This window comes from Humisphaera borealis, assembly GCF_015169395.1.
In the GTDB taxonomy this organism is placed as follows: Bacteria; Planctomycetota; Phycisphaerae; order Tepidisphaerales; family Tepidisphaeraceae; genus Humisphaera; species Humisphaera borealis.
Genome location: NZ_CP063458.1, coordinates 781,423 through 799,594, shown reverse-complemented (window position 1 = coordinate 799,594; position 18,172 = coordinate 781,423). Strand labels below are relative to the sequence as shown.

Sequence of the window (18,172 nt, the reverse complement as noted above, 5' to 3'; positions counted from 1 at the left end):
GTCACGCGAGAGCCAGTGGGAAAGGCGTCAGGTTCTCGACGCCCGTCTCGGTGACTAGGTACTGGTTCTCCAATCGAATCCCGCCATTGATCTCGGGCCCATACAAGCCGGGCTCGATCGTGAATACATCGCCGGTCTCCAACACATCGTCCCACTCGGGGTTGATGTGCGGGTACTCGTGCGGGAAAAGTCCCACGCCGTGACCGAGGTGGTGGTCAAGCACCTTGCCCGTCTTCTGTCGCAGATGTTCCCGACCGGCATCAAATAGATCGTGGCAGCGAACTCCGGGCTTTGCCATACGCTCGATGATCGGGAAGACGCCGGTGATCGCCTCCCAGGTTTTCAGTTGCACGTCCGTCGGCTTGCGATCGACGGCGTAGGCACGGGCGTTGTCGGCGAAGTAGCCACGGTAGGCCGGGCCGATGTCCAGGATGTAGATCTCGCCGGCCTTGGCCGGGCGATTGGCCCGCGGCGCACCTCCGCCTGAACCGCAGACGAAGTCGTTGCCAAGGTAGGCTGGCGACAGTGGCTCGCCCGCTTCACTAACGGCGGCGGTATGCAACTCGGTGTAGACGGTGATCTCAGACACGCCGGGTTCGATGATATGCCTCGCCCGCTCGTGCATCGCTCTTGTGCAGTCGATCGCCTTTCGCATCAGCGCGAGTTCGTCAGGCTCTTTGCGACGGCGTAGCAGGTGGATCGAATCATCGATGGCCGTCGAATGCTTACCGTACAGGCCGACCAGTTGCGAGCCGGGAACACCGGCGTCGTAGCCGATCCGTTTTGATCCGTTCGTCGAATCGCGAACGATGTCGGCGACCACTGCCGGCTGGTCCATGCGTTGCGTCGCGAAACGATTTGCCGGGTAAGAACGCACCTCGTCGGCGGCGGCGCAATCGGCTTTTGAATTGGCCGAGATCAGCGTCAGATGCCCGTCTGCCCGAAGAAGCACCGCCGTCTCGTGCAACCAGAAGGGCGAATGTCCGGTCAGCCAGTAGACGTGGGGGCGAGACGTGATGACAGCGACTTCCAACTTTCGTTCGACGAGGATGTCGAGCAGTCGGCGTTGTCGGCGGCGGCAGTACAGGGGATCGAGCATCGGCGAATCCTACGCGGAGACCGTAGACCCGGGCAGCGCACTGAAAACCAACCGGGCAAGACCGCGACGACCGCAGCGCCTCGGCGGGCGAGCATTAAAGATTCATCATGACGGCGAATTGCGGTTCACCGAGCTCTTTCCATTATTGCGGCAACTGGCGCTTTCAGATACCACATCCGTTCAACGAACCATCGACACCTCGAAGGAGCGATCATGACTCGCGGAACTACTCCCCTGGCCGTTGCGGCCGATTATGCCGACGCATTGATGACCGCGCGTCGCGCCAAGAACATTCTGTTCCTGTTGCTGACCCTCATCATTGTGCTGCAGGTCGCGCTCTTCTGCCTGGCCAAGTTCCACATCGTCGGCGTTGCGACGGCCGACCCGGCTGCCGCTACCCAGCCGGCGGCGAAGGTCGATCTCGAGAAGATCGTCCCCTACGCCATCCCCCTGCTGAACTTCGGCGGACTGGCGTTCAGCATCATCCTGACGGTCGTCATGCTGTTGCTGGTGACGATCATGCTGGTCGGGCGTCTGATCGGCGTATCGAGCGTGACCAGCGCGTTTATCTGGGGCGTTCTGCTTGTCGTGCTGCTCATTCCCTGGCAGACGCTGTTCATCTCCGATGGCAACTACACCGTCGCCGGTGCCAGCGCATCGATCGGAGAGCAGCCCGCCTTCAAGTGGCCCGGTGCCCTGTACACCTATGCCGAGTTGAAGAAGGACCACGGCTACAAGTCCGACACCATCTGGCCCGACCAGGTCTGGCACTGGGGCCGTTATGCCGGCCTGCCGGTGCTCGCGCTCCTCGTCCTGGCGATTGTCCAGATCAAGAGCAGTCGCGGGCTTCGATACGCACTTGGCGAGGCAGACATCCACGTGGAAGTCACCAGCCGACAGGATATGGGACCTATTTCGTGAGATGTTGCCCGGGACATGCGGGCCATCAAGTCGATAAAGCCCCATCTTTTTCACTTGGTTCTCGATACTTTCCACACCCCACTCATTCAGGGCACTAACAAAACGAGCCGATCTGCGTTAGTAGTAGTTCATGCCGGGCGTGGGCCAACCTTTGTAGGCTGGCCCGCCCGGCAGATCTACTTCATCGAACGCGCACCATGAGAGAAGAACGCGGCCAGCTTGTAGGCGACCAGGTCATCGACCAGTCATTTACCCTCTGGGGAACCATTGCCGGGAACGTCACCGCGATCCAGGGGTCGAAGTTCTATTCCCGCGGCACCATCTACGGCGACCTTACCGTTCTGCATGGCGGCCGGGTGCATGTGTTCGGAAATATCACCGGCTCACTGATCGTCAAAGACGGCGCCAAGGTCATCGTCAGTGGTGCCATTGGCGAAGACGCGATCAATCTCGGCGGCCGGCTCTACATCGACGGTTCTGCCAGCGTCAACGGCAAGGTCAAAGCCGACGAAGGCGAGACGCAAGTCGACCCGGCGGCGAAGATCGGTTCGTGATCGTCCCTCGCTGCTTCACCCTACCAGTTCTGCCTCCAATACGTCCTTCGCCTTGCCAAACGTGAAGTCATGCTTGGCCGGGTCGACATCGATCGCGATCGTGTCGCCGTCGGCGAAGTCGCCGCGCAGGATGCGTGACGCCAGCGGGTTTTCGATCCGCTGCTGGATAACGCGCTTCAGCGGCCGTGCGCCGTACTGCGGGTCGTAGCCTTCGTCGGCGAGCAGCTTCTTCGCGGCGTCGCTCAACGTCACACCGATCCGGCGTGACAGCAGCCGCTTCCGCAGGCTCAGCAACTGCACATCGAGAATCTTCGTGAGCTGTTCCTTGCCCAGCGGGTGGAACACGATCGTCTCGTCCACGCGGTTGAGGAACTCCGGCCGGAAGAACTGCTTGAGCATATCCTTCACCGCCGCCTCGATCTCCCATTCGGGCGCGTTCTTGGCGCTCAGTTCCATGATCTGCACGGAGCCGATGTTGCTGGTCATGACGATCACGACATTCTTGAAGTCGACCGTCCGACCCTGCCCATCGGTCAGTCGGCCGTCGTCGAGCACCTGAAGCAGCACATTGAACACGTCGCGGTGCGCTTTCTCGACTTCGTCGAACAGCACAACGCTGTAAGGCTTTCGTCGGACGGCTTCGGTCAGGCGGCCGCCCTCTTCATAACCTACATATCCCGGCGGCGCTCCGATCATGCGGGCGACAGAGTGCTGCTCCATGAACTCGCTCATGTCGATCCGCACCATCGCGTTTTCGTCATCGAATAGGAACTCGGCCAGCGCCTTGCACAACTCGGTCTTGCCGACGCCCGTCGGCCCGAGGAACAGAAAGCTGCCGATCGGCCGGTTCGGGTCGCCGAGCCCGGCGCGGTTACGACGGACGGCGTCTGACACCGCCCGCACCGCGTCCTCCTGGCCGATCACCCGCTTGGCCAATCGGTCTTCCATTTTCAGCAGCTTGTCGCGCTCCCCTTCGAGCATTTTCGTCACCGGAACGCCGGTCCAGCGGCTGACGACCTCGGCGATCTCTTCGGCGTCGACCTGGTCCTTGAGCAGCTTCGCCCGCGTCGGCCGTTGGTCGCCGGACTTCTCCAGCGTCGCGATCCGCTGCTGCATCTGCTTGAGGGCCTTCTCTTCATCAGCGAGCGATAGCAGATCCTTCTCCGGCACGCGAACGCCCTGCCGGAACTGGTTCTGAATGTGCTTCGACTGCCGCTCGTAGGCCTCGCGACGTTTCACCAGCTCGTCGCGCATGGAGTTCAGATCGCCGAGCCCGCTCTTTTCCATCTCCCACTGGCCCTTGAGATCGGACAGGTCCTTCTCGACATCGGTCAGCTCGGCGACCAGCTCGTCGCGCCGGCGGACGGCGTCGGCCTCCTTCTCGGTCGCCAGCTGCTTGGTCGCAAGTTCCAACTGCGCCTTACGGCGGATGAGCCGATCGATCTCTTCTGGGAAGCTCTGATTCTCCAACGCCAGCCGGCTACTGGCTTCGTCCACCAGGTCGATCGCCTTGTCAGGAAGGAAGCGGTCGGAGATGTACCGGTCCGAGAGCTGCGCCGCCGCCACCAGCGCCGCATCGGTGATGCGCACCTTGTGATGCGTCTCGTACCGCGGCTTAAGCCCGCGCAGTATCGCAATCGTGTCTTCCACGCTCGGCTCGCCGACCTTGATCGGCTGGAACCGGCGTTCGAGCGCGGGGTCCTTTTCGATGTGCTTGCGGTACTCGTCAAGCGTCGTCGCGCCGATGGTCCGCAGTTCGCCACGGGCGAGCGCCGGCTTGAGCAGGTTGCCGGCATCCATGGCACCGTCGCTCTTGCCCGCGCCGACGACGGTATGCAGCTCGTCGATGAAGAGGATCACCTTCCCCGCCGACTGCGTCACTTCCTTGATGACGGCCTTGAGCCGGTCCTCGAACTCGCCGCGGTACTTCGCGCCCGCGATCAGCGCGCCCATGTCGAGCGCGACCACCTTCTTGTCCTTCAGCACGTCCGGCACGTCGCCTTCGACGATGCGGATCGCGAGGCCTTCGACAATCGCCGTCTTGCCCACGCCCGGCTCGCCGATCAGGCACGGGTTGTTCTTGGTGCGGCGACTCAGCACCTGCATGGTTCGGCGGATTTCCTCGTCACGGCCGATGACCGGGTCGAGCTTGCCCTGACGTGCCGCCTCGACCAGGTCGCGGCCGTACTTCTCCAGGGCCTGGTACTTCTGCTCGGGGTTTTCGTCGGTCACGCTCTGTCCGCCTCGGACTTCCTTGAGTGCGGCAAGAATCGCGTTGGTATCGATCGCATTGACCGACAGGATTTCCTTCGCCTCGCTGGGTACCTTCGTCAGCGCCAGTAGAAGGTGTTCGGTCGAGACGAATTGGTCTTTTAGCTGGTCAGCTTCCTTCTGTGCCTGCGTGAAGACGTCGTTGGTGGCGCGATTGATGCCGAGCTGCGTTCCGGTCGCCGACGGAAGCCGGTCGAGCTCGCCGACGACGATCTTGCGGATGCGGTCGACGTTGGCGCCGAGCCGTGTCAGGAGGGGCTGCATGACGCCGTCGGTCTCTTCGACCAGGGCGTGCAGCACGTGCAGTGGAAGGATCTCCGCGTGGTTCCGCTGCTGGGCGGTTTCCTGTGCGCGGATTACCGCTTCCCGAGCCTTATTGGTCAGTTTTTCGAGGCGCATGATGGGTTCCTCCGAACGCCCCGCATTGCATGCTGTAAGCCTGCGTTGCGGTGCCCCTTTGCTGTGCGATCGACCGGTACGCTCCAATGATAGAGACGCACCAGAACGACGTCGGCGTTCGGAAGGAATATTGCAAAACGGGTGCCAGCCTTAGAGCACGCGCAGACGCGGTTTCGAGCCCCATTTGCCCCGATTCGACTGATATTCTGGCAGTCGGCCCCGCCGGATGGCAGGCCGTCGTCCATCGCTCGGGACGAATGCAGGTGCGAGCGCTACTTCTTTGCCCCTGCCGGCGGCGGCGTAGCGCCGTTTTGCTGGAACATCGTCCCAAGCACCGTCGGAATGAACACGAACAGCGGCAACACGAACGGCTTGAGCGTGAGGTAATCCCCCACCTTTGGCGCGATCTCCTGGTACTTCAGCAGCAGCCCCAGCAGCCCGAAGATGAGCATCGTCGATCCCTGAAGGCTCATGTAGGCCATCACGCAGCCGTTGAAGACGATAAAGCAGAGCAACCCGCCACCGACGAGCCCGGTCATCGCCCCGGCCCAGGTGAACGCCGGATCCTGCCCCAGCAATCGCCAGATCGTCGCGGCGACCATCGCCCCGAAAAGCCCGCCCATGACCGCGACCGCGTACTTGGTTGTCGGCCACGATACCGCCCCGGCGAGCACCCCGCCGGCGATGGCGCAGGGAATCGATGCCCCTTTCAAATCGCCGATCGCCGCTCCGACCACAAAACCCACGGCGGCGGAGTTCAGCACCACCAGGATTCGGTAGATCTGGAACCCGAACAGCAGGTACACGATCCCCATGATGATCAGCAGGGCGGCGAGGCCGGGACCCATGTTCTGGGCAAACTTCAGCAGGTCGGTCTGCTCGGGAAAGCGGGTCAGGAAGTCCGCGAAGGCACTGTCGCCCCCTTTGGAGGACGCCTTGGCAGCGAGAACGGTAAGAACCGAGAGGGTCATTGAAGTCTACCTTCTGGTTAAAGACTTCCTCCCTCATCGGCCGACCGGTCCGAAACGCTTTCGAGAACGCGGCAGATGGAGGGGTTGCAGGTCTGATAACGCAATCCGACAGTTCCGAAGACTGCCGTTCCCCGTTCTTCATCCTTGGTTCTTCATTCTTCATTCACTCGACAGACGAATGAAGAATGAAGAACCAAGGACGAAGAACGGGGAACGACCACGATGACCTTCAATTGACGCTCTTCCCCCCCACCGCTACAACGATCCTATGTCCGCCAGCGAACCGACCGATCCTGCCTTGGAAGCCCTGCGTAAGCAGATCGACGCGATCGACGAGCAACTCGTCGGCCTGCTCAACCGCCGAGCCGATGTCGTCGTCGAAGTCGGCAAGCTCAAACAGAAGTCCGGCGGCCCGATCTACGCCCCGGACCGCGAGAAACTCGTCCTCGACAAGGTCCGCAAGCTCAATCATGGCCCCCTGCCCGACCGCTGCCTCGAGGCGATCTACCGCGAGGTCATGAGCGGGTCGTTCGCGCTCGAGAAGCCCCTTCGTATCGGCTACCTCGGACCCGCCGGCACGTTCAGCCATGCGGCCGCAGTCCGTAAGTTCGGGTCGGGTGTTGAATACGTTCCCCTGTCCGACATCCCCAGCGTGTTCGAAGAAGTCGTCCGCGGCCACTGCGACTACGGCATGGTGCCGGTCGAGAACAGCCTGCACGGCGGCGTCGTCGATACGCTCGACGCCTTCCTCGCCTCCAGCGCCAAGATCTACGCCGAGGTGAAGGTGACGATTCACCACAACCTGCTGGCGGCCAGCCCGTGGGAGTCGATCAAGACAGTGCTCAGCAAGCCCGAGGTCTTCAGCCAGTGCCGCAACTGGCTGGCCAGCACGGCGCGGGACCGCGACGTTCAGCCGGCCGCCAGCACCAGCAAGGCCGCCGAGATCGCCGCCACCACGCCCGGCGTCGCCGCGATCGGCAGCACCCTCGCCGGCCAGCTTCACGGCCTGCGCGTGCTGTTCGAGAACATCGAAGACGACCCCGACAACCAGACGCGCTTCTTCGTCCTCAGCCGCGAAGGCGCCCGCAAGACCGGCGACGACAAGACCGCGATCATGTTCACCACCGCTCATAAGCCCGGCGCACTCGCCGAGGTGCTCGACGTCTTCAAGGAACGCGGCATCAACCTGACCGACATCGAGAAGCGGCCGAGCAAGAAGGTCAACTGGGAGTACTACTTCTTCATCGACGCCGAAGGACACGCCGACGAGCCGAGGATGAAGCAGGCTATTGAGGAGTCAAGGCAGCATTGCCTGCAGTTGACGGTGTTGGGAAGTTATCCACGGGCGACGGAAGTCCTATAGGGCGGGCACGGCCCGCCGGACTCTGGCACTTGGCCTCACTATGACTCTGCGATGCGCCGGGCGGGCGGGCGATTCGCAGTGCGCCGTGGCCGCGCTTCGTTAGCTAGTGGATCGGTCATGAATCTCTTTCGCATACAGAGTCGTAACATCTGGGGCGACTTCGGCTCGAATCTCATCAATGCGCGCGCAAGTCGGGTCGTCTGGGACAGGACACCTCTTGAACTCTCCCGGGCAGGTCCATTCGTACCACCCTTGTGTACCAATGCTGGCGGCGCGATTGTCTTGGTTTCGGACACAATCAAGAGTCTGATCGAACGCGACAAACCTTTCCCAATGTCATTTCGCAATACGTCATACGAACACGTCTATGACATCCCGTGGCACACGTGGGACATGAGACTGCAACTCCCACCAGTGGTCCCTGAGTCAGGTGAACCCGACGACTACTTTTCCGATGCTCTTGATCTCGCGCCCTCGGCAATCGAAGATATGGAGGCGACATGGGAACTGGTGCCGCCGATGATCCCACTCAATATCGTGGGCAGGACTGCCGACGGTGAATTGGCATGGGGCGGCCCACACGACTATCGCGGAGTATTTGTCGAGGCGGAGGAGTTTCTCGGTGTCTATTGTGACGACAAGGCAAGAGCATGGCTTGCGAAGAACGTCGGACCGTGGGTCGAGTTCGAAGCTGTGGAGGTGGAGTAGCACTTACCGGATATGATGCTCGCGCTACCGCAGTCCAGTCGACCTCGGCATCACCTTTCGGCGGGCAGTGCCCACCTACTGCACCGCCACCTCATCATTCAATATCCTCGTCCCCACCATCTCCTTCACCCCTGCCCGCACTTTTCCACCTACCTTGAAATCCACCGAAGGAAACTTGTACCGCCGAATCGTCGTCTTCCCGGCGCCTAGTCCGCTGATCAGGCGTTCCTGCCGCGACTGCCCGGGGTAGACGGCGAACGCGGTGTAGTCGATCGGCTTGTCGCCGTAGTTCGTGATCATCTGCTGCACGATCAGGTCGTTCCCATCCCGTACGGCGATCGTCTGCATGCCGACGTCGCTCAGGCCCAGGTTCACCGTGATCGGCACGGTGAAGTCGGCGATCCCGTCGGCCTGCAACACAAAGTGTGCGCCGATCGCCTTCGGCCCCGCCACGCTGTTATAGGGCAGCTCCAGCGTGATCTCCCGGTCGAACGTCTCGCCGGGGTTCAGGCTGAACGTGAACGTCGGCGGGTTGATGCCCCAGCCCGGCGGCGGCTTGAGCCTGACCGTCCCGCCGATCGCGTTGCGATAGTTGTTGGTAAACCGCAGCTTCCGCGTGTGCGGCTGGAAGCTCGACTCGATCAACGGCCGATCCAGCGCCACGCTCGCCCGCGTCTGCATCAACTGCCCGTCGATGTCCGCCAGGAAGATCGGCGTCCGGCTCACGCGCAGCGCGACCAGCCCTTCCTTGCCCGGCACTTTCTGCACCGGCGATACGTTGCCCCACAGGTCGATCATCGTCGGCTGTCGCCCCAGGTTGACCGACAACTCGCGCACGCCGCCCTGCGCGCCAAGGTCCCACACCGCCAGGATCCCCTGCCCGCCTCGATCGAACAGGAAAGCCTCGATCCCCTCGGCGATCGGCACCTTGCCGCGGAAGGTCGCACCCGACAGCGTGCTGATGATCGTCCGCAGCAGCAGCAGCTCTTCGGAAGGCTCATGCACCAGCACGTCCTGCTCCTTCCGCACCGTCAGCGGCAGCGGAAGATCGATCCGGTCGGCATTGGCGGCGAAGGTGTGGATCACTCGCTGCGCCATGTCGCGAATGCGCTCGGCCCGGCCGTAACGCTCGGTGTCGAGCCACGACAGATACACGGAGATGTTCGTCGGCCGCGTCCAGCTCGGCGACGTGGGTGCCGTCGGGCCCGTCGCGGGCATTGTTGCCGGAGGCGCACCAGACCCGGCCGATCCCGCCGGCGAGGCCATGCCCGCATCGTTGATGTACAGCGGCACCTGCGACGGCAGCACCACCGTCGGCGGTACCGACAGCGCCACCGTTGCCGGCGTGTGGCCGTTCAACTCGTACCAGACCGGCCAGGGCATCGCCAAATCCGGCTTCTGCACCAGCCGCTGGAACTGCGCGTAGATCACGTCGTACACCTTTCGAAGCTCCGGGTCCGACGCAAACCCGTCGTCCCCATCTGCGCCGAGCTGCCACCGGTCCAGGTGGTTCGCGTGCCGCGACACCAGGAACGACAGCCTCGGCTGCCAGAGCTTGACGTCCGACTTGAGCAGCAAAGGCCAGCTCGAGGAACTGTTGGCGTAGCTGGGTGGCAGGGTGTTGGCAATGCCCGCGCCGCGCTTGTCCGCCTCGCCGCCCCACCACGCCGACCCTCCTGCACCTTTCTCGGACAGCCCGCTGCTCTTCATCTTCCGCGCCAGGTCCGGCGGCAGACCGATCAGGCACGCCGTCGGCGTGATCCCTCGTTCCTGGAGCTTCTCCAGGACGGCGTCGAACTTCGCCGGGTCCACTTCCAAGACGTCTCCTTCCGGTCCCCACAGCGCCAGCTTCACCCGCCCTGCCGAAAGCAGCGGCAACACGGCCGCCAGGTCATCCCACCCCGCCAGCGGCAACGACGTCGCCGAGAAACCGAACCTTCCGTCCGGCGTCGTCGGCGGGTTGGCGTCAGCGAGCTGGATGAAGCCCAGCGACTGCGCGCCCAGCGTCTGTCCCTGGCTGCTCATCACCAGCGACGCGCGGTAATACCCCGCCGGCAGTTCCGGCAGGTCGATCGGCAGCCGCTTGCGCCCGGGGCCTACCTGCTCGGCACGCGACAGCTCGGTCGTGCCGCTCCGCTGGTAGACGGTCTTGCCGTCGGCGTCGGTGACGACAATCTGCGCCGCCAGGTCGTCGGTGAAGCGGTCGTCCACGCGGACGACCAGCCGCACCGGCTCGCCGCGCTTAAAGACATTCGCCGGCCGGTCGGTGCTCATGATGACCCGCGGCACCTGCGAGATGGTCAGGTCGTCGAACCACGCCGTCCCGCGGATGTCCTGAACGTTCAGCGTCCGCTGCCCGAGCACCCCGCCGACAAACTCGCCCGGCTGAAGCAGACCCAGCTCCAGCACCAGGAACGCCGCCTGCGGCTCGTCCACCGACAGCTCGATCTTGAGAAGCTGCCACCCGTCGTCGGCGTTGCGGGCCGCGTATGGGGCGGAGTAGCGGACGGTCTTGGGCAGCAGATGCCCGTCCTGGTCCACCAGCCACGCCGTCATCACCGCCCGCGCCTGCGTCAGCAGGGTCGTCCGGACGGCAGTTTCAATGCGGTAGTGCGCCCCCGCCATCACCTTGATGCGGTTGGCTTCGTACCGGTACGCGAGCGACCCGCCGTCGAGGTCAAACCGGAAGGCGTACTTCCCCGACCGGCTGACACCGGTCGCGAGCCGTCCGTTCACGTAATGCGGGTACCCCGGCCCGGCGACCTTCACCCAATGCATGGGCAGGTCTTCGGGGTTGCCGAGCCGGCGTTCTTCGAAGTCGAACGTCCGGACGACGCGTTTCACCTCGTCCGGCGCCGCTTCCACCCGCGCCCCGAACCCGCACGCGGCGACCAGACCCAGGATCGTGATAATCGGTTTGACTCGCATGGTCCGATAATGCTCCTGTCAGAGATATCGGCCGAATCGTTACCAAACCTTGTGGGAACCGGTGGCCTCGGCGGCGTTCCGGCCTCGCTGACGATCTCGCGCTTCTGCCAAACGAACCCGAGCCGTCCCGGTGCCACGGGTCGGCGGTACCCCGCAGACCCGTGCGCGAGCGGGGCCGAGATCCACGGGACTCCGGAGTACCGGCGACGCCGTGGCACCAGGTCGACGTCCATCGCCGTCAGCCGAACGAACCCGAGAATGCCGAACGAACCCAAGCCGTCCCGGTGCCACGGGTCGGCGGTACCCCGCAGACCCGTGGGCGAGCGAGGCCGACACCACGGGTCTCCGGAGTACCGGCGACGCCGTGGCACCAGATCGACGTCCATCGACGTCCGCCGAACGAACCCGAGCCGTCCCGGTGCCACGGGTCGGCGGTACCCCGCAGACCCGTGCGCGAGCGCGGCCGATACCACGGGTCTCCGGAGTACCGGCGACGCCGTGGCACCAATTCGACGTCCATCGACGTCCGCCGAACGAACCCGAGATTGCATTTCCGTGCCGGCGCCGACCGGACCGCTCTCATCGGACCTCTGGTCGGTCCCAACCCTGCCCTTTGCGCGGGCGCTAAAAGGCGATGGAACGCTCTCGAAATCACTGACAGTTATTATAGCTGCCATACCAAACAAATATAGAGCAATCACGAATTCTCCGGCTCCCCTTTTTCCGCTTGCAACACCCCTCAACGCAGTTACACTGACGTTTCAATATACTTGCCACGCCTCAGCCCGCTGTCCGTGGGGGCGCAAGGTGCTCGGCAGTGCCGTCTGCGGTCTCGACCGCACGACTCAGGCGATACGCCAATGAAGCTGAACCCCCTCCTGTCGGGCGCGATCCTCTTGTCATCCACATTGCTGGCGGGGTCCCCTGCCCGCGCGGCGGTCATCGATCTGGAGGCAGCGCCACCCAGCGTGCAGAACAGCCTCCCCTTCAGCGAGGACGGGTTCACGCTAAGCCTGCTTTCCGGCGGCACGCCTTCGCTGTTCTACGTCCTCAATAACAACGCACCAAGCATTGCCACATGGTTGTGGATGGACGGTACCGGCACGGTTCGCGTGACGCGCACCGACGGTGGACTGTTCAATGCCACATCGGTCGATCTCTTGCAATACCGACTCACGATCGGCACGGGGGCCATCACGTCCTCTGCCGGGGGCAACCGGGTGCTGAACGTATTTGACTCCACCAATACCATCCCCCTCACCGGCCCGGCGTTCACTAACCTGACTCACCTCGATTTTGTCATCACAGGCTTCGACGGTAACGGGGACGTCCCGATGATTCTCGACAACATCACCGTCACCCCCGTGCCTGAGCCTTCGGTCGCGGCGATCGGCCTGCTGGCGGTGGGAATGCTGGCCCGGCGGCGGGTACAGGCAGTCTGACAACCGGTAATCACCCCCCAACCTGCACACTGCCCTCGGCTGGCGGACCGACCGGGTGCATGGCCGTGTCGCGGCAGTCATATTTCGCCACGGAAAGCCAAGCACCGCAAAAGCACGCAAGTGCCAATCTACTGCGCCACACTCGGGATCCCGCTTCCTCCAACTTCTTGCTTGCAACGACGGTAGCCGGGGTTACACTTTCCCTTGAAAGAACTTGCCCGACGGGAGCCTGCTGTTGGTGGGGTGAATGTCGCCGGCGGATCGAGCGGCCTGATGCCGCGGAACGAAAGCGCAGCTCCTCATGAAGCCTAATCTTTTCCTCTCGGTCACCATCCTGTCTTTGTCGGCGCTCCTGGGCTCGTCTTCCGCCCGGGCGGCGGTCATTGACCTGGAGTCCGCCGCAACTGGCGGGTCCGTCCCCCTCCCCTATACCGAAGACGGGTTCACGCTCAGCGTCCAATCCGGGTCGGCGTCGGACCTCGTCATCAACAACACCAACCCGGGTACGATTCCCTCGAAGCTGCGGATGCAAGGCAACGGCACGATCCGCCTGACGCGCGACGGCGGCGGGCTGTTCGATGCGGCATCGGTCCAGGTTCCAACCTTTGGTCTCGTTTCTGGCACGGCGACGATCACGTCCTCCGCCGGCGGCAGCCGGGTGTTGACCAACGGCGACAACGCCACCACCGTTGCCCTCGGCGGCGCGACCTTTTCCAACCTGACCCACCTGGATTTCGTGATGTCGGGCTTTAGTGGCTTGGACTTCCCCCTGGATCTCGACAACATCACGGTCACGCCCGTGCCGGAGCCTTCGGTCGCGGCGATCGGTCTGCTGGCGGTGGGAATGCTGGCCCGGCGGCGGCGGGTGCTCTGAACCGTGATATTGAGACCTGCCTGCCCGTGAACGACCGTCCTGTGCGAATGTGATGTTTCAAGGAGCCGCGCACGGAGCGTACTCGCGGAGTAAGCGGTGCGGTGCCGGTTTGCGTCTACCTCTTACTCCGACCGCTCAATCACACCGCTTACTGCGCGAGTACGCTCCGTGCGCGGCTCCTTACCGCGTCACGTTCGCTCAGGACGACAGATTGATCTCCCACCCCTCCCCCACGCGCCGCAACACGAGTGTCGTCCCCGGCACGCCGGTGATCAGGCGGACGGTCCAGACGGCGTCCTGACCGACCTCCACCTCGCAGGTACCGCCGGCCACCCGCTCGACGTACCCGCGACGGCGGCTGACTTCCCCTTCGTAATCAAGGTACGCCCGGCGGTGGTCCTTCAGGCGCGTTGCGGCGGTCGGTGATTCGATCGGCCAGACCGGCGAACGCCAGGTCGCCAGGTCGGAGCCGGGATGGGTCTCGAACAGCAGATCAAAATGCGGGTCGGCAATGCCGGTGTGGTGGAGAATGGCGAATCGCAGGGACATCCCATATCAGCGTAGGCGACCCGCCGGCGACTGACAAAGCGCGCGTGGCATGGGCAAGTACGCTTGCCCATGCCACAAGACATCCCGTCTAACGGCTGCTTGCCACTCGCTCATCGGGCGACCCTGTTCTTGTTCCGGCGGCAGGCGTCGCTGCAATACTTGACCTGGTCCCAGGTTTTGGACCACTTTCGCCGCCAGGTCATGGGGCGTTTGCAGACCACGCAGATCTTGCTGTCCTGCCGCTTCACGGTCGGTACGCCTTTCCCCGGACGTGAAGCTCGATGAACGTCTTGCGCTGCTGCATCATCTGGCGCATCTGGTCGGCTTCGATCTTCTGAGCGTTCTTGAGCATCATCGTCATGCGGGGATTGTTCTTGAAACGGTCCGCGAAGTGATGCAGAAACGTCCAGAACAGGTAGTTGAACGGGCACGCCAACTCGCCTGTCCGTTCGGCCGGATCGAACCGGCAACCCTGGCAGTAGTCGCTCATGCGGTTGATATACGCCGCAGAACTGATGTAGGGCTTGGTCGCGATGGTTCCGCCGTCGGCGTTCATCCCCATGCCGACGACGTTGGGCGTGACGACCCAGTCGTGGCTGTCCACGTACATGGCGTAGAACCAGTCGTTCACCGCCTGCGGCGACAACGCCGCGAGCGTGGCGAAGTTGCAGATGACCATCAGGCGCTGGATGTGATGCGAATACGCACGCTCCACCACGCCGCTGATGCAGTGCGAGAGGCAGTTCATCTCGGTCTTGCCGGTCCAGAACCAGTCGGGCAGGTCGAGCTTTGACCCGCGGCTGTTCCGCGCGCGGTACTCGGGCATGAACGACCAATAGATGCCGTAAACGTATTCCCGCCAGCCGATGATCTGGCGGATGAATCCCTCGGCGCTGTTAAGCGGCACGCGCCCGGCGCGATACGCCGCTTCGACATCGCGAACGAGCTTCATCGGGCTCAGCAAAGCGACGTTGAGAAGCATCGAGACGAACGAGTGATTCAGGATCGGCTCGCCGGTCAGCATGGCGTCTTCGTAATCGCCGAACTGCGGCAGCCGGTGCTTCACGAAATCATCCCACGCGCGCTCGGCATCGGCCCGGGTCACGGGGAGCGAAAAGCCTTCGGTCGTCCCGGGATGGTTCGGGAAAACACGCTCGACGTCCTTCAAAGCTCCTTGGGTGATCGCATCGGGCGAAATCGCGAGCGGTGGCGGGAACATCATTCCGCGTTTGGCCGGCTTGCGATTCTCCTTGTCGAGATTCCACTCTCCGCCGACGGGGGAACCGTCGGCCTCGACGAGCACACCGAGTTTCGTCCGCATCCGCCGGTAGAAGTGCTCCATGATCGGCCGCTTGAGCGGCTGAGCCCACGCGGCGAACTCTTCGCGATCGGTGAGGAATAGCGTGTTGGGTTCGATACGAATCTCGATGCCCAGCGCTTCGGCCTGGGCATCGGCCAGCGAATCAATCCATACGGCACAATGATGCTCCGACGGATCGATCACCACGAACTGAGAATCCCCGCAAGCTTTCACGAGATGCTTGATCGCGCTGACGGAATCCAGGTACGGCCGCCGCCCCAGGCCGTAGTGATGCACGGCAAAGCCGGCGGCCCGCACCTCGTCCGCGAAGTGGCGGATCGCCGAGACCTGAAACGCAATCCTGTGCTTGTGGAATTCCCCCGCGGCGTAGTGCCGCCTGGACTCGATCAGCAGCACGCGATCCGGCGAAAGCTGCCGAACCAGCTCGATCGACAACTGATCTTCCATCAGCCAGAGGGTGGGCATGGGGCGACCCTGTCTTCAGACGCAGCGCTCGAGGAACCGACCCGCGGCGCTTTGGAGGCGCAGTTCGGGGATACAGTAGTGGCGGGATGGTAGTGAGGATCGATGAGGCGGCGTGTCGGAACTTTTGAAGGGATAGCCAGCGCGGTTGGCCTGCTCTGTCACACCTTGATTTCAGGATAGTTCGGGTGCCATGGGCTGCGGTACTCCGCTGCCCGTGGTACGACGTTCCTAGCGCAAAGCGACGGGCAGGCGAGTATGCCAGCCCATGGCACCCCATCTCAAATCTTACCTTTGACACAGCACCAGGGAGAGGGCGACCGTGTTGTGGTGCAGCCTGAGGCTTGCAACACAATTCAGACCGCTTCGGCGTCCTGGTGCAGGGCCAGGCGCAGCGTTGTCAGGCCGGCGATCGCCGACAGGACGGACAGTGCGATGAGGGGAAGAACGCTGGGACTGCCGTCGCCGACTTTCTGCGACGTGACCTGCGTCAGGTGAGCGACGTAGCCGAGCCCGCCGGAGACGGCAATAAGAAGAACCGCCAGACCCATCATGCCGGCACGGCGAACAACACGTTGGACGATTGATTCCTGCATGGCGTCCTTTCCGAGGGCGTTTCGAGAGTGGCGGCCGAACAAACGTGCCGCTTCTTCTGACATCGGCAGTCATCCATGACTACCTTCAGGGGTAATACGCCCGATAAATGTGCTGGGATCGTAGTTTCTCGGGGAAAGATGGCAAGGGCTGGGAGCACCGCAAGGAGGTGCGAATGAAAAACAGCGAATGAAGAATAGGAAATGAAGAATGAAGAATGAGGAACGGGAATCGAAACCGACCTGGTTCCTTCATTCACCGTTCTTCATTCTTCATTCCTTATTCTTCATTCGCATTGGCCGCGCTCGCATCGGCCGCGCACGCGGCGTCCCTCAAGCAATCAGCACCGACGATGCCTTGTACCCGCTTCGCTCGCGCCCTTCCGGCGTGACGCTGCTCTTGATGTCGCAGGGATGGGCGGCGTCGCCGAGACCGAAGTCGTTCTCGTATTGGTCGAAGATTTCCTGGAGCTCGGTCCGCGACAGGTTGGGCTTGTCGCAGGCGTTGGCGGCTTCCTGGATTTCCTTCTCGTTCAGCAGCGTACCGGTGATTGCCGTCAGGCCCTTCTGCTGCAACAGCCACTTGCAGGCCAGCTCGTGGACGTTCATGCCGTGGTCGCTGGCGTAATGGCGGACGAGCTCGAGCTTCTTGAGGCCATAGACCTTCCACGCGTCGTCGCGGAACTTGCGGTGGTCGTTCTCGCCGATGGTGGTGTCGATCTTGACGATGTCCTTCAGAATCGAGCTGTTGTCATGAACGCGGGCGAGCACGCCGGCTTTGCACGCGATCGCGGTTTCGCACAGCTCGCGGCCGGGATGCTGCTCGAACATGTTGAACACCGTCTGAACGGCCTTAGCGCCATGGTCGAGCATGGCCTTGAAGCCCTCTTCGCGCCAGCCGATCGCCGGCCCGAGGCTGACGCCCCAGCAGCGGATCTTGCCTTCGTCCTTGACCTTTTCCAGCTCGGCGAAGAAGTCGTCGCGGAACTGGGGGAGCTTGATGTTGTGCGCCATGTAGACGTCGATGTAATCGGTCTGCAGGCGTTTGAGGGAGGCTTCGAGTGCCTTGCGGACGAAGGCGGGCGAGAAGTCGTGCTTGCGCTCGCGGTGCGAGCCGAACTCGCCGGGGTCGGAATAGAAGTCGTACCCGACCTTGCCGCCAATCTCGACCTGGTCGCGGCGGAGGCCGGACTGCTTCAGCCAGACGCCGAACTGCTCTTCGGCCCGGCCGTTGCCGTAGGCGTCGCCGTTGTCGAAGAAGGTGATGCCGAGGTTGTTGGCGAAGTTACAGAGCTCGTTGCAGCGGTTCTGGTCGTAATGACCCCACCAATCCACGCCAAAAGGCCAGCACCCGAGGCTGATGGCCGAGACTTCAACACCGGTATTTCCGAAAGGACGACGTTCCATGGTGTAACTCCGCGATAGAAAAAGGATGACCGTGCCATGATATGACGAAGCAGGCGTGGCGGAAAGTTCCGGCGGGAGTGACCCGGCGAAAGGGGTGCGACAGTGTGACGGCACGACGCCTAATGCTGGCGGATTTCGCGTTGCATGGGCAAGCGTACTCGCTTGCCCGTGGCGAACGGCGTCCGACGCTCGTCACGGGCAACGGAGTACCGTTGCCCATGGCACCCAAAATCGGCCCGTGAGGTCAATGCCCCGCACCGACCGAGTTGATCGAGTCGGCACAAAAGAAAGCCCCGGCGACCTTGGGAGG

Annotated in this window: 15 protein-coding genes; 6 read left to right on the top strand and 9 right to left on the bottom strand. The window is 63.0% G+C overall.

Annotated features, from left to right (window positions below; all coding sequences use genetic code 11):
- Position 1: 1 nt before the first annotated feature.
- Complete coding sequence (locus IPV69_RS03030) at positions 2 to 1,099, bottom strand: M24 family metallopeptidase (protein WP_206293438.1); 1,098 nt, start codon at positions 1,097 to 1,099, stop codon at positions 2 to 4.
- 213 nt (positions 1,100 to 1,312) lie between these two features.
- Between IPV69_RS03030 and IPV69_RS03025 the strand changes: the two genes are divergently transcribed.
- Both IPV69_RS03025 and IPV69_RS03020 read left to right on the top strand, forming a co-directional pair.
- A complete protein-coding gene (locus IPV69_RS03025; RefSeq protein WP_206293437.1) occupies positions 1,313 to 2,020 on the top strand; it encodes a hypothetical protein in 708 nt (235 codons plus the stop codon).
- A 197-nt stretch (positions 2,021 to 2,217) separates the two neighbouring features.
- A complete protein-coding gene (locus IPV69_RS03020; RefSeq protein ID WP_206293436.1) occupies positions 2,218 to 2,574 on the top strand; it encodes a hypothetical protein in 357 nt (118 codons plus the stop codon).
- 15 nt (positions 2,575 to 2,589) lie between these two features.
- On the opposite strand, the gene clpB is transcribed toward IPV69_RS03020, so the two are convergent.
- Both clpB and IPV69_RS03010 read right to left on the bottom strand, forming a co-directional pair.
- Positions 2,590 to 5,244, bottom strand: a complete 2,655-nt coding sequence (gene clpB, locus IPV69_RS03015; protein ID WP_206293435.1) for an ATP-dependent chaperone ClpB — start codon at positions 5,242 to 5,244, stop codon at positions 2,590 to 2,592.
- A gap of 272 nt (positions 5,245 to 5,516) precedes the next feature.
- Positions 5,517 to 6,215 (bottom strand): ABC-2 transporter permease, encoded by a 699-nt coding sequence (locus IPV69_RS03010; protein WP_206293434.1) that lies wholly within the window; start codon positions 6,213 to 6,215, stop codon positions 5,517 to 5,519.
- Positions 6,216 to 6,483: 268 nt separating this feature from the next.
- Here IPV69_RS03010 and pheA point away from each other — a divergent pair, with 268 nt between their 5' ends.
- Together pheA and IPV69_RS03000 are read left to right on the top strand one after the other, a co-directional pair.
- Entirely contained in the window at positions 6,484 to 7,578 is a 1,095-nt protein-coding gene (gene pheA / locus IPV69_RS03005; RefSeq protein ID WP_206293433.1) for a prephenate dehydratase, read from the top strand.
- Positions 7,579 to 7,695: 117 nt separating this feature from the next.
- A complete protein-coding gene (locus IPV69_RS03000; RefSeq protein WP_206293432.1) occupies positions 7,696 to 8,286 on the top strand; it encodes a hypothetical protein in 591 nt (196 codons plus the stop codon).
- Positions 8,287 to 8,361: 75 nt separating this feature from the next.
- Here the strand turns inward: IPV69_RS03000 and IPV69_RS02995 are convergent, their stop codons facing one another.
- Positions 8,362 to 11,214 (bottom strand): hypothetical protein, encoded by a 2,853-nt coding sequence (locus IPV69_RS02995; RefSeq protein ID WP_206293431.1) that lies wholly within the window; start codon positions 11,212 to 11,214, stop codon positions 8,362 to 8,364.
- 860 nt (positions 11,215 to 12,074) lie between these two features.
- On the opposite strand from IPV69_RS02995, the gene IPV69_RS02990 reads away from it, so the two are divergent.
- Entirely contained in the window at positions 12,075 to 12,656 is a 582-nt protein-coding gene (locus IPV69_RS02990; RefSeq protein WP_206293430.1) for a PGF-CTERM sorting domain-containing protein, read from the top strand.
- Between the two features lie 301 nt (positions 12,657 to 12,957).
- On the top strand, positions 12,958 to 13,530 hold the full coding sequence (locus tag IPV69_RS02985; protein ID WP_206293429.1) for a PGF-CTERM sorting domain-containing protein: 573 nt from the start codon (positions 12,958 to 12,960) through the stop codon (positions 13,528 to 13,530).
- 198 nt (positions 13,531 to 13,728) lie between these two features.
- On the opposite strand, the gene IPV69_RS02980 is transcribed toward IPV69_RS02985, so the two are convergent.
- From IPV69_RS02980 to IPV69_RS02960, 5 genes are all read right to left on the bottom strand, one after another.
- Positions 13,729 to 14,079 carry a hypothetical protein gene (locus IPV69_RS02980; protein WP_206293428.1) on the bottom strand — a complete coding sequence of 117 codons (351 nt, stop codon included), beginning with the start codon at positions 14,077 to 14,079 and terminating at the stop codon, positions 13,729 to 13,731.
- Positions 14,080 to 14,189: 110 nt separating this feature from the next.
- Positions 14,190 to 14,327: a DUF2256 domain-containing protein gene (locus IPV69_RS27775; RefSeq protein ID WP_206293427.1), complete on the bottom strand. Its 138-nt coding sequence runs from the start codon at positions 14,325 to 14,327 to the stop codon at positions 14,190 to 14,192.
- On the bottom strand, positions 14,324 to 15,865 hold the full coding sequence (locus tag IPV69_RS02970; RefSeq protein WP_206293426.1) for a cryptochrome/photolyase family protein: 1,542 nt from the start codon (positions 15,863 to 15,865) through the stop codon (positions 14,324 to 14,326). Before IPV69_RS02970 ends, IPV69_RS27775 begins: the two co-directional genes overlap by 4 nt.
- 353 nt (positions 15,866 to 16,218) lie before the next feature.
- Complete coding sequence (locus IPV69_RS02965) at positions 16,219 to 16,458, bottom strand: hypothetical protein (protein ID WP_206293425.1); 240 nt, start codon at positions 16,456 to 16,458, stop codon at positions 16,219 to 16,221.
- A 330-nt stretch (positions 16,459 to 16,788) separates the two neighbouring features.
- A complete protein-coding gene (locus tag IPV69_RS02960) occupies positions 16,789 to 17,862 on the bottom strand; it encodes an aldo/keto reductase (protein ID WP_206293424.1) in 1,074 nt (357 codons plus the stop codon).
- Positions 17,863 to 18,172 lie beyond the last annotated feature (310 nt).

Coding starts and splice junctions, on each gene's coding strand:
- IPV69_RS02985 (WP_206293429.1), top strand. CDS start 12,958: ATGAAGCCTAATCTTTTCCTCTCGGTCACCATCCTGTCTTTGTCGGCG.
- clpB (WP_206293435.1), bottom strand. CDS start 5,244: ATGCGCCTCGAAAAACTGACCAATAAGGCTCGGGAAGCGGTAATCCGC.
- IPV69_RS03010 (WP_206293434.1), bottom strand. CDS start 6,215: ATGACCCTCTCGGTTCTTACCGTTCTCGCTGCCAAGGCGTCCTCCAAA.
- IPV69_RS03020 (WP_206293436.1), top strand. CDS start 2,218: ATGAGAGAAGAACGCGGCCAGCTTGTAGGCGACCAGGTCATCGACCAG.
- IPV69_RS02995 (WP_206293431.1), bottom strand. CDS start 11,214: ATGCGAGTCAAACCGATTATCACGATCCTGGGTCTGGTCGCCGCGTGC.
- pheA (WP_206293433.1), top strand. CDS start 6,484: ATGTCCGCCAGCGAACCGACCGATCCTGCCTTGGAAGCCCTGCGTAAG.
- IPV69_RS03000 (WP_206293432.1), top strand. CDS start 7,696: ATGAATCTCTTTCGCATACAGAGTCGTAACATCTGGGGCGACTTCGGC.
- IPV69_RS03025 (WP_206293437.1), top strand. CDS start 1,313: ATGACTCGCGGAACTACTCCCCTGGCCGTTGCGGCCGATTATGCCGAC.
- IPV69_RS02970 (WP_206293426.1), bottom strand. CDS start 15,865: ATGCCCACCCTCTGGCTGATGGAAGATCAGTTGTCGATCGAGCTGGTT.
- IPV69_RS02965 (WP_206293425.1), bottom strand. CDS start 16,458: ATGCAGGAATCAATCGTCCAACGTGTTGTTCGCCGTGCCGGCATGATG.
- IPV69_RS02990 (WP_206293430.1), top strand. CDS start 12,075: ATGAAGCTGAACCCCCTCCTGTCGGGCGCGATCCTCTTGTCATCCACA.
- IPV69_RS02960 (WP_206293424.1), bottom strand. CDS start 17,862: ATGGAACGTCGTCCTTTCGGAAATACCGGTGTTGAAGTCTCGGCCATC.
- IPV69_RS02980 (WP_206293428.1), bottom strand. CDS start 14,079: ATGTCCCTGCGATTCGCCATTCTCCACCACACCGGCATTGCCGACCCG.
- IPV69_RS03030 (WP_206293438.1), bottom strand. CDS start 1,099: ATGCTCGATCCCCTGTACTGCCGCCGCCGACAACGCCGACTGCTCGAC.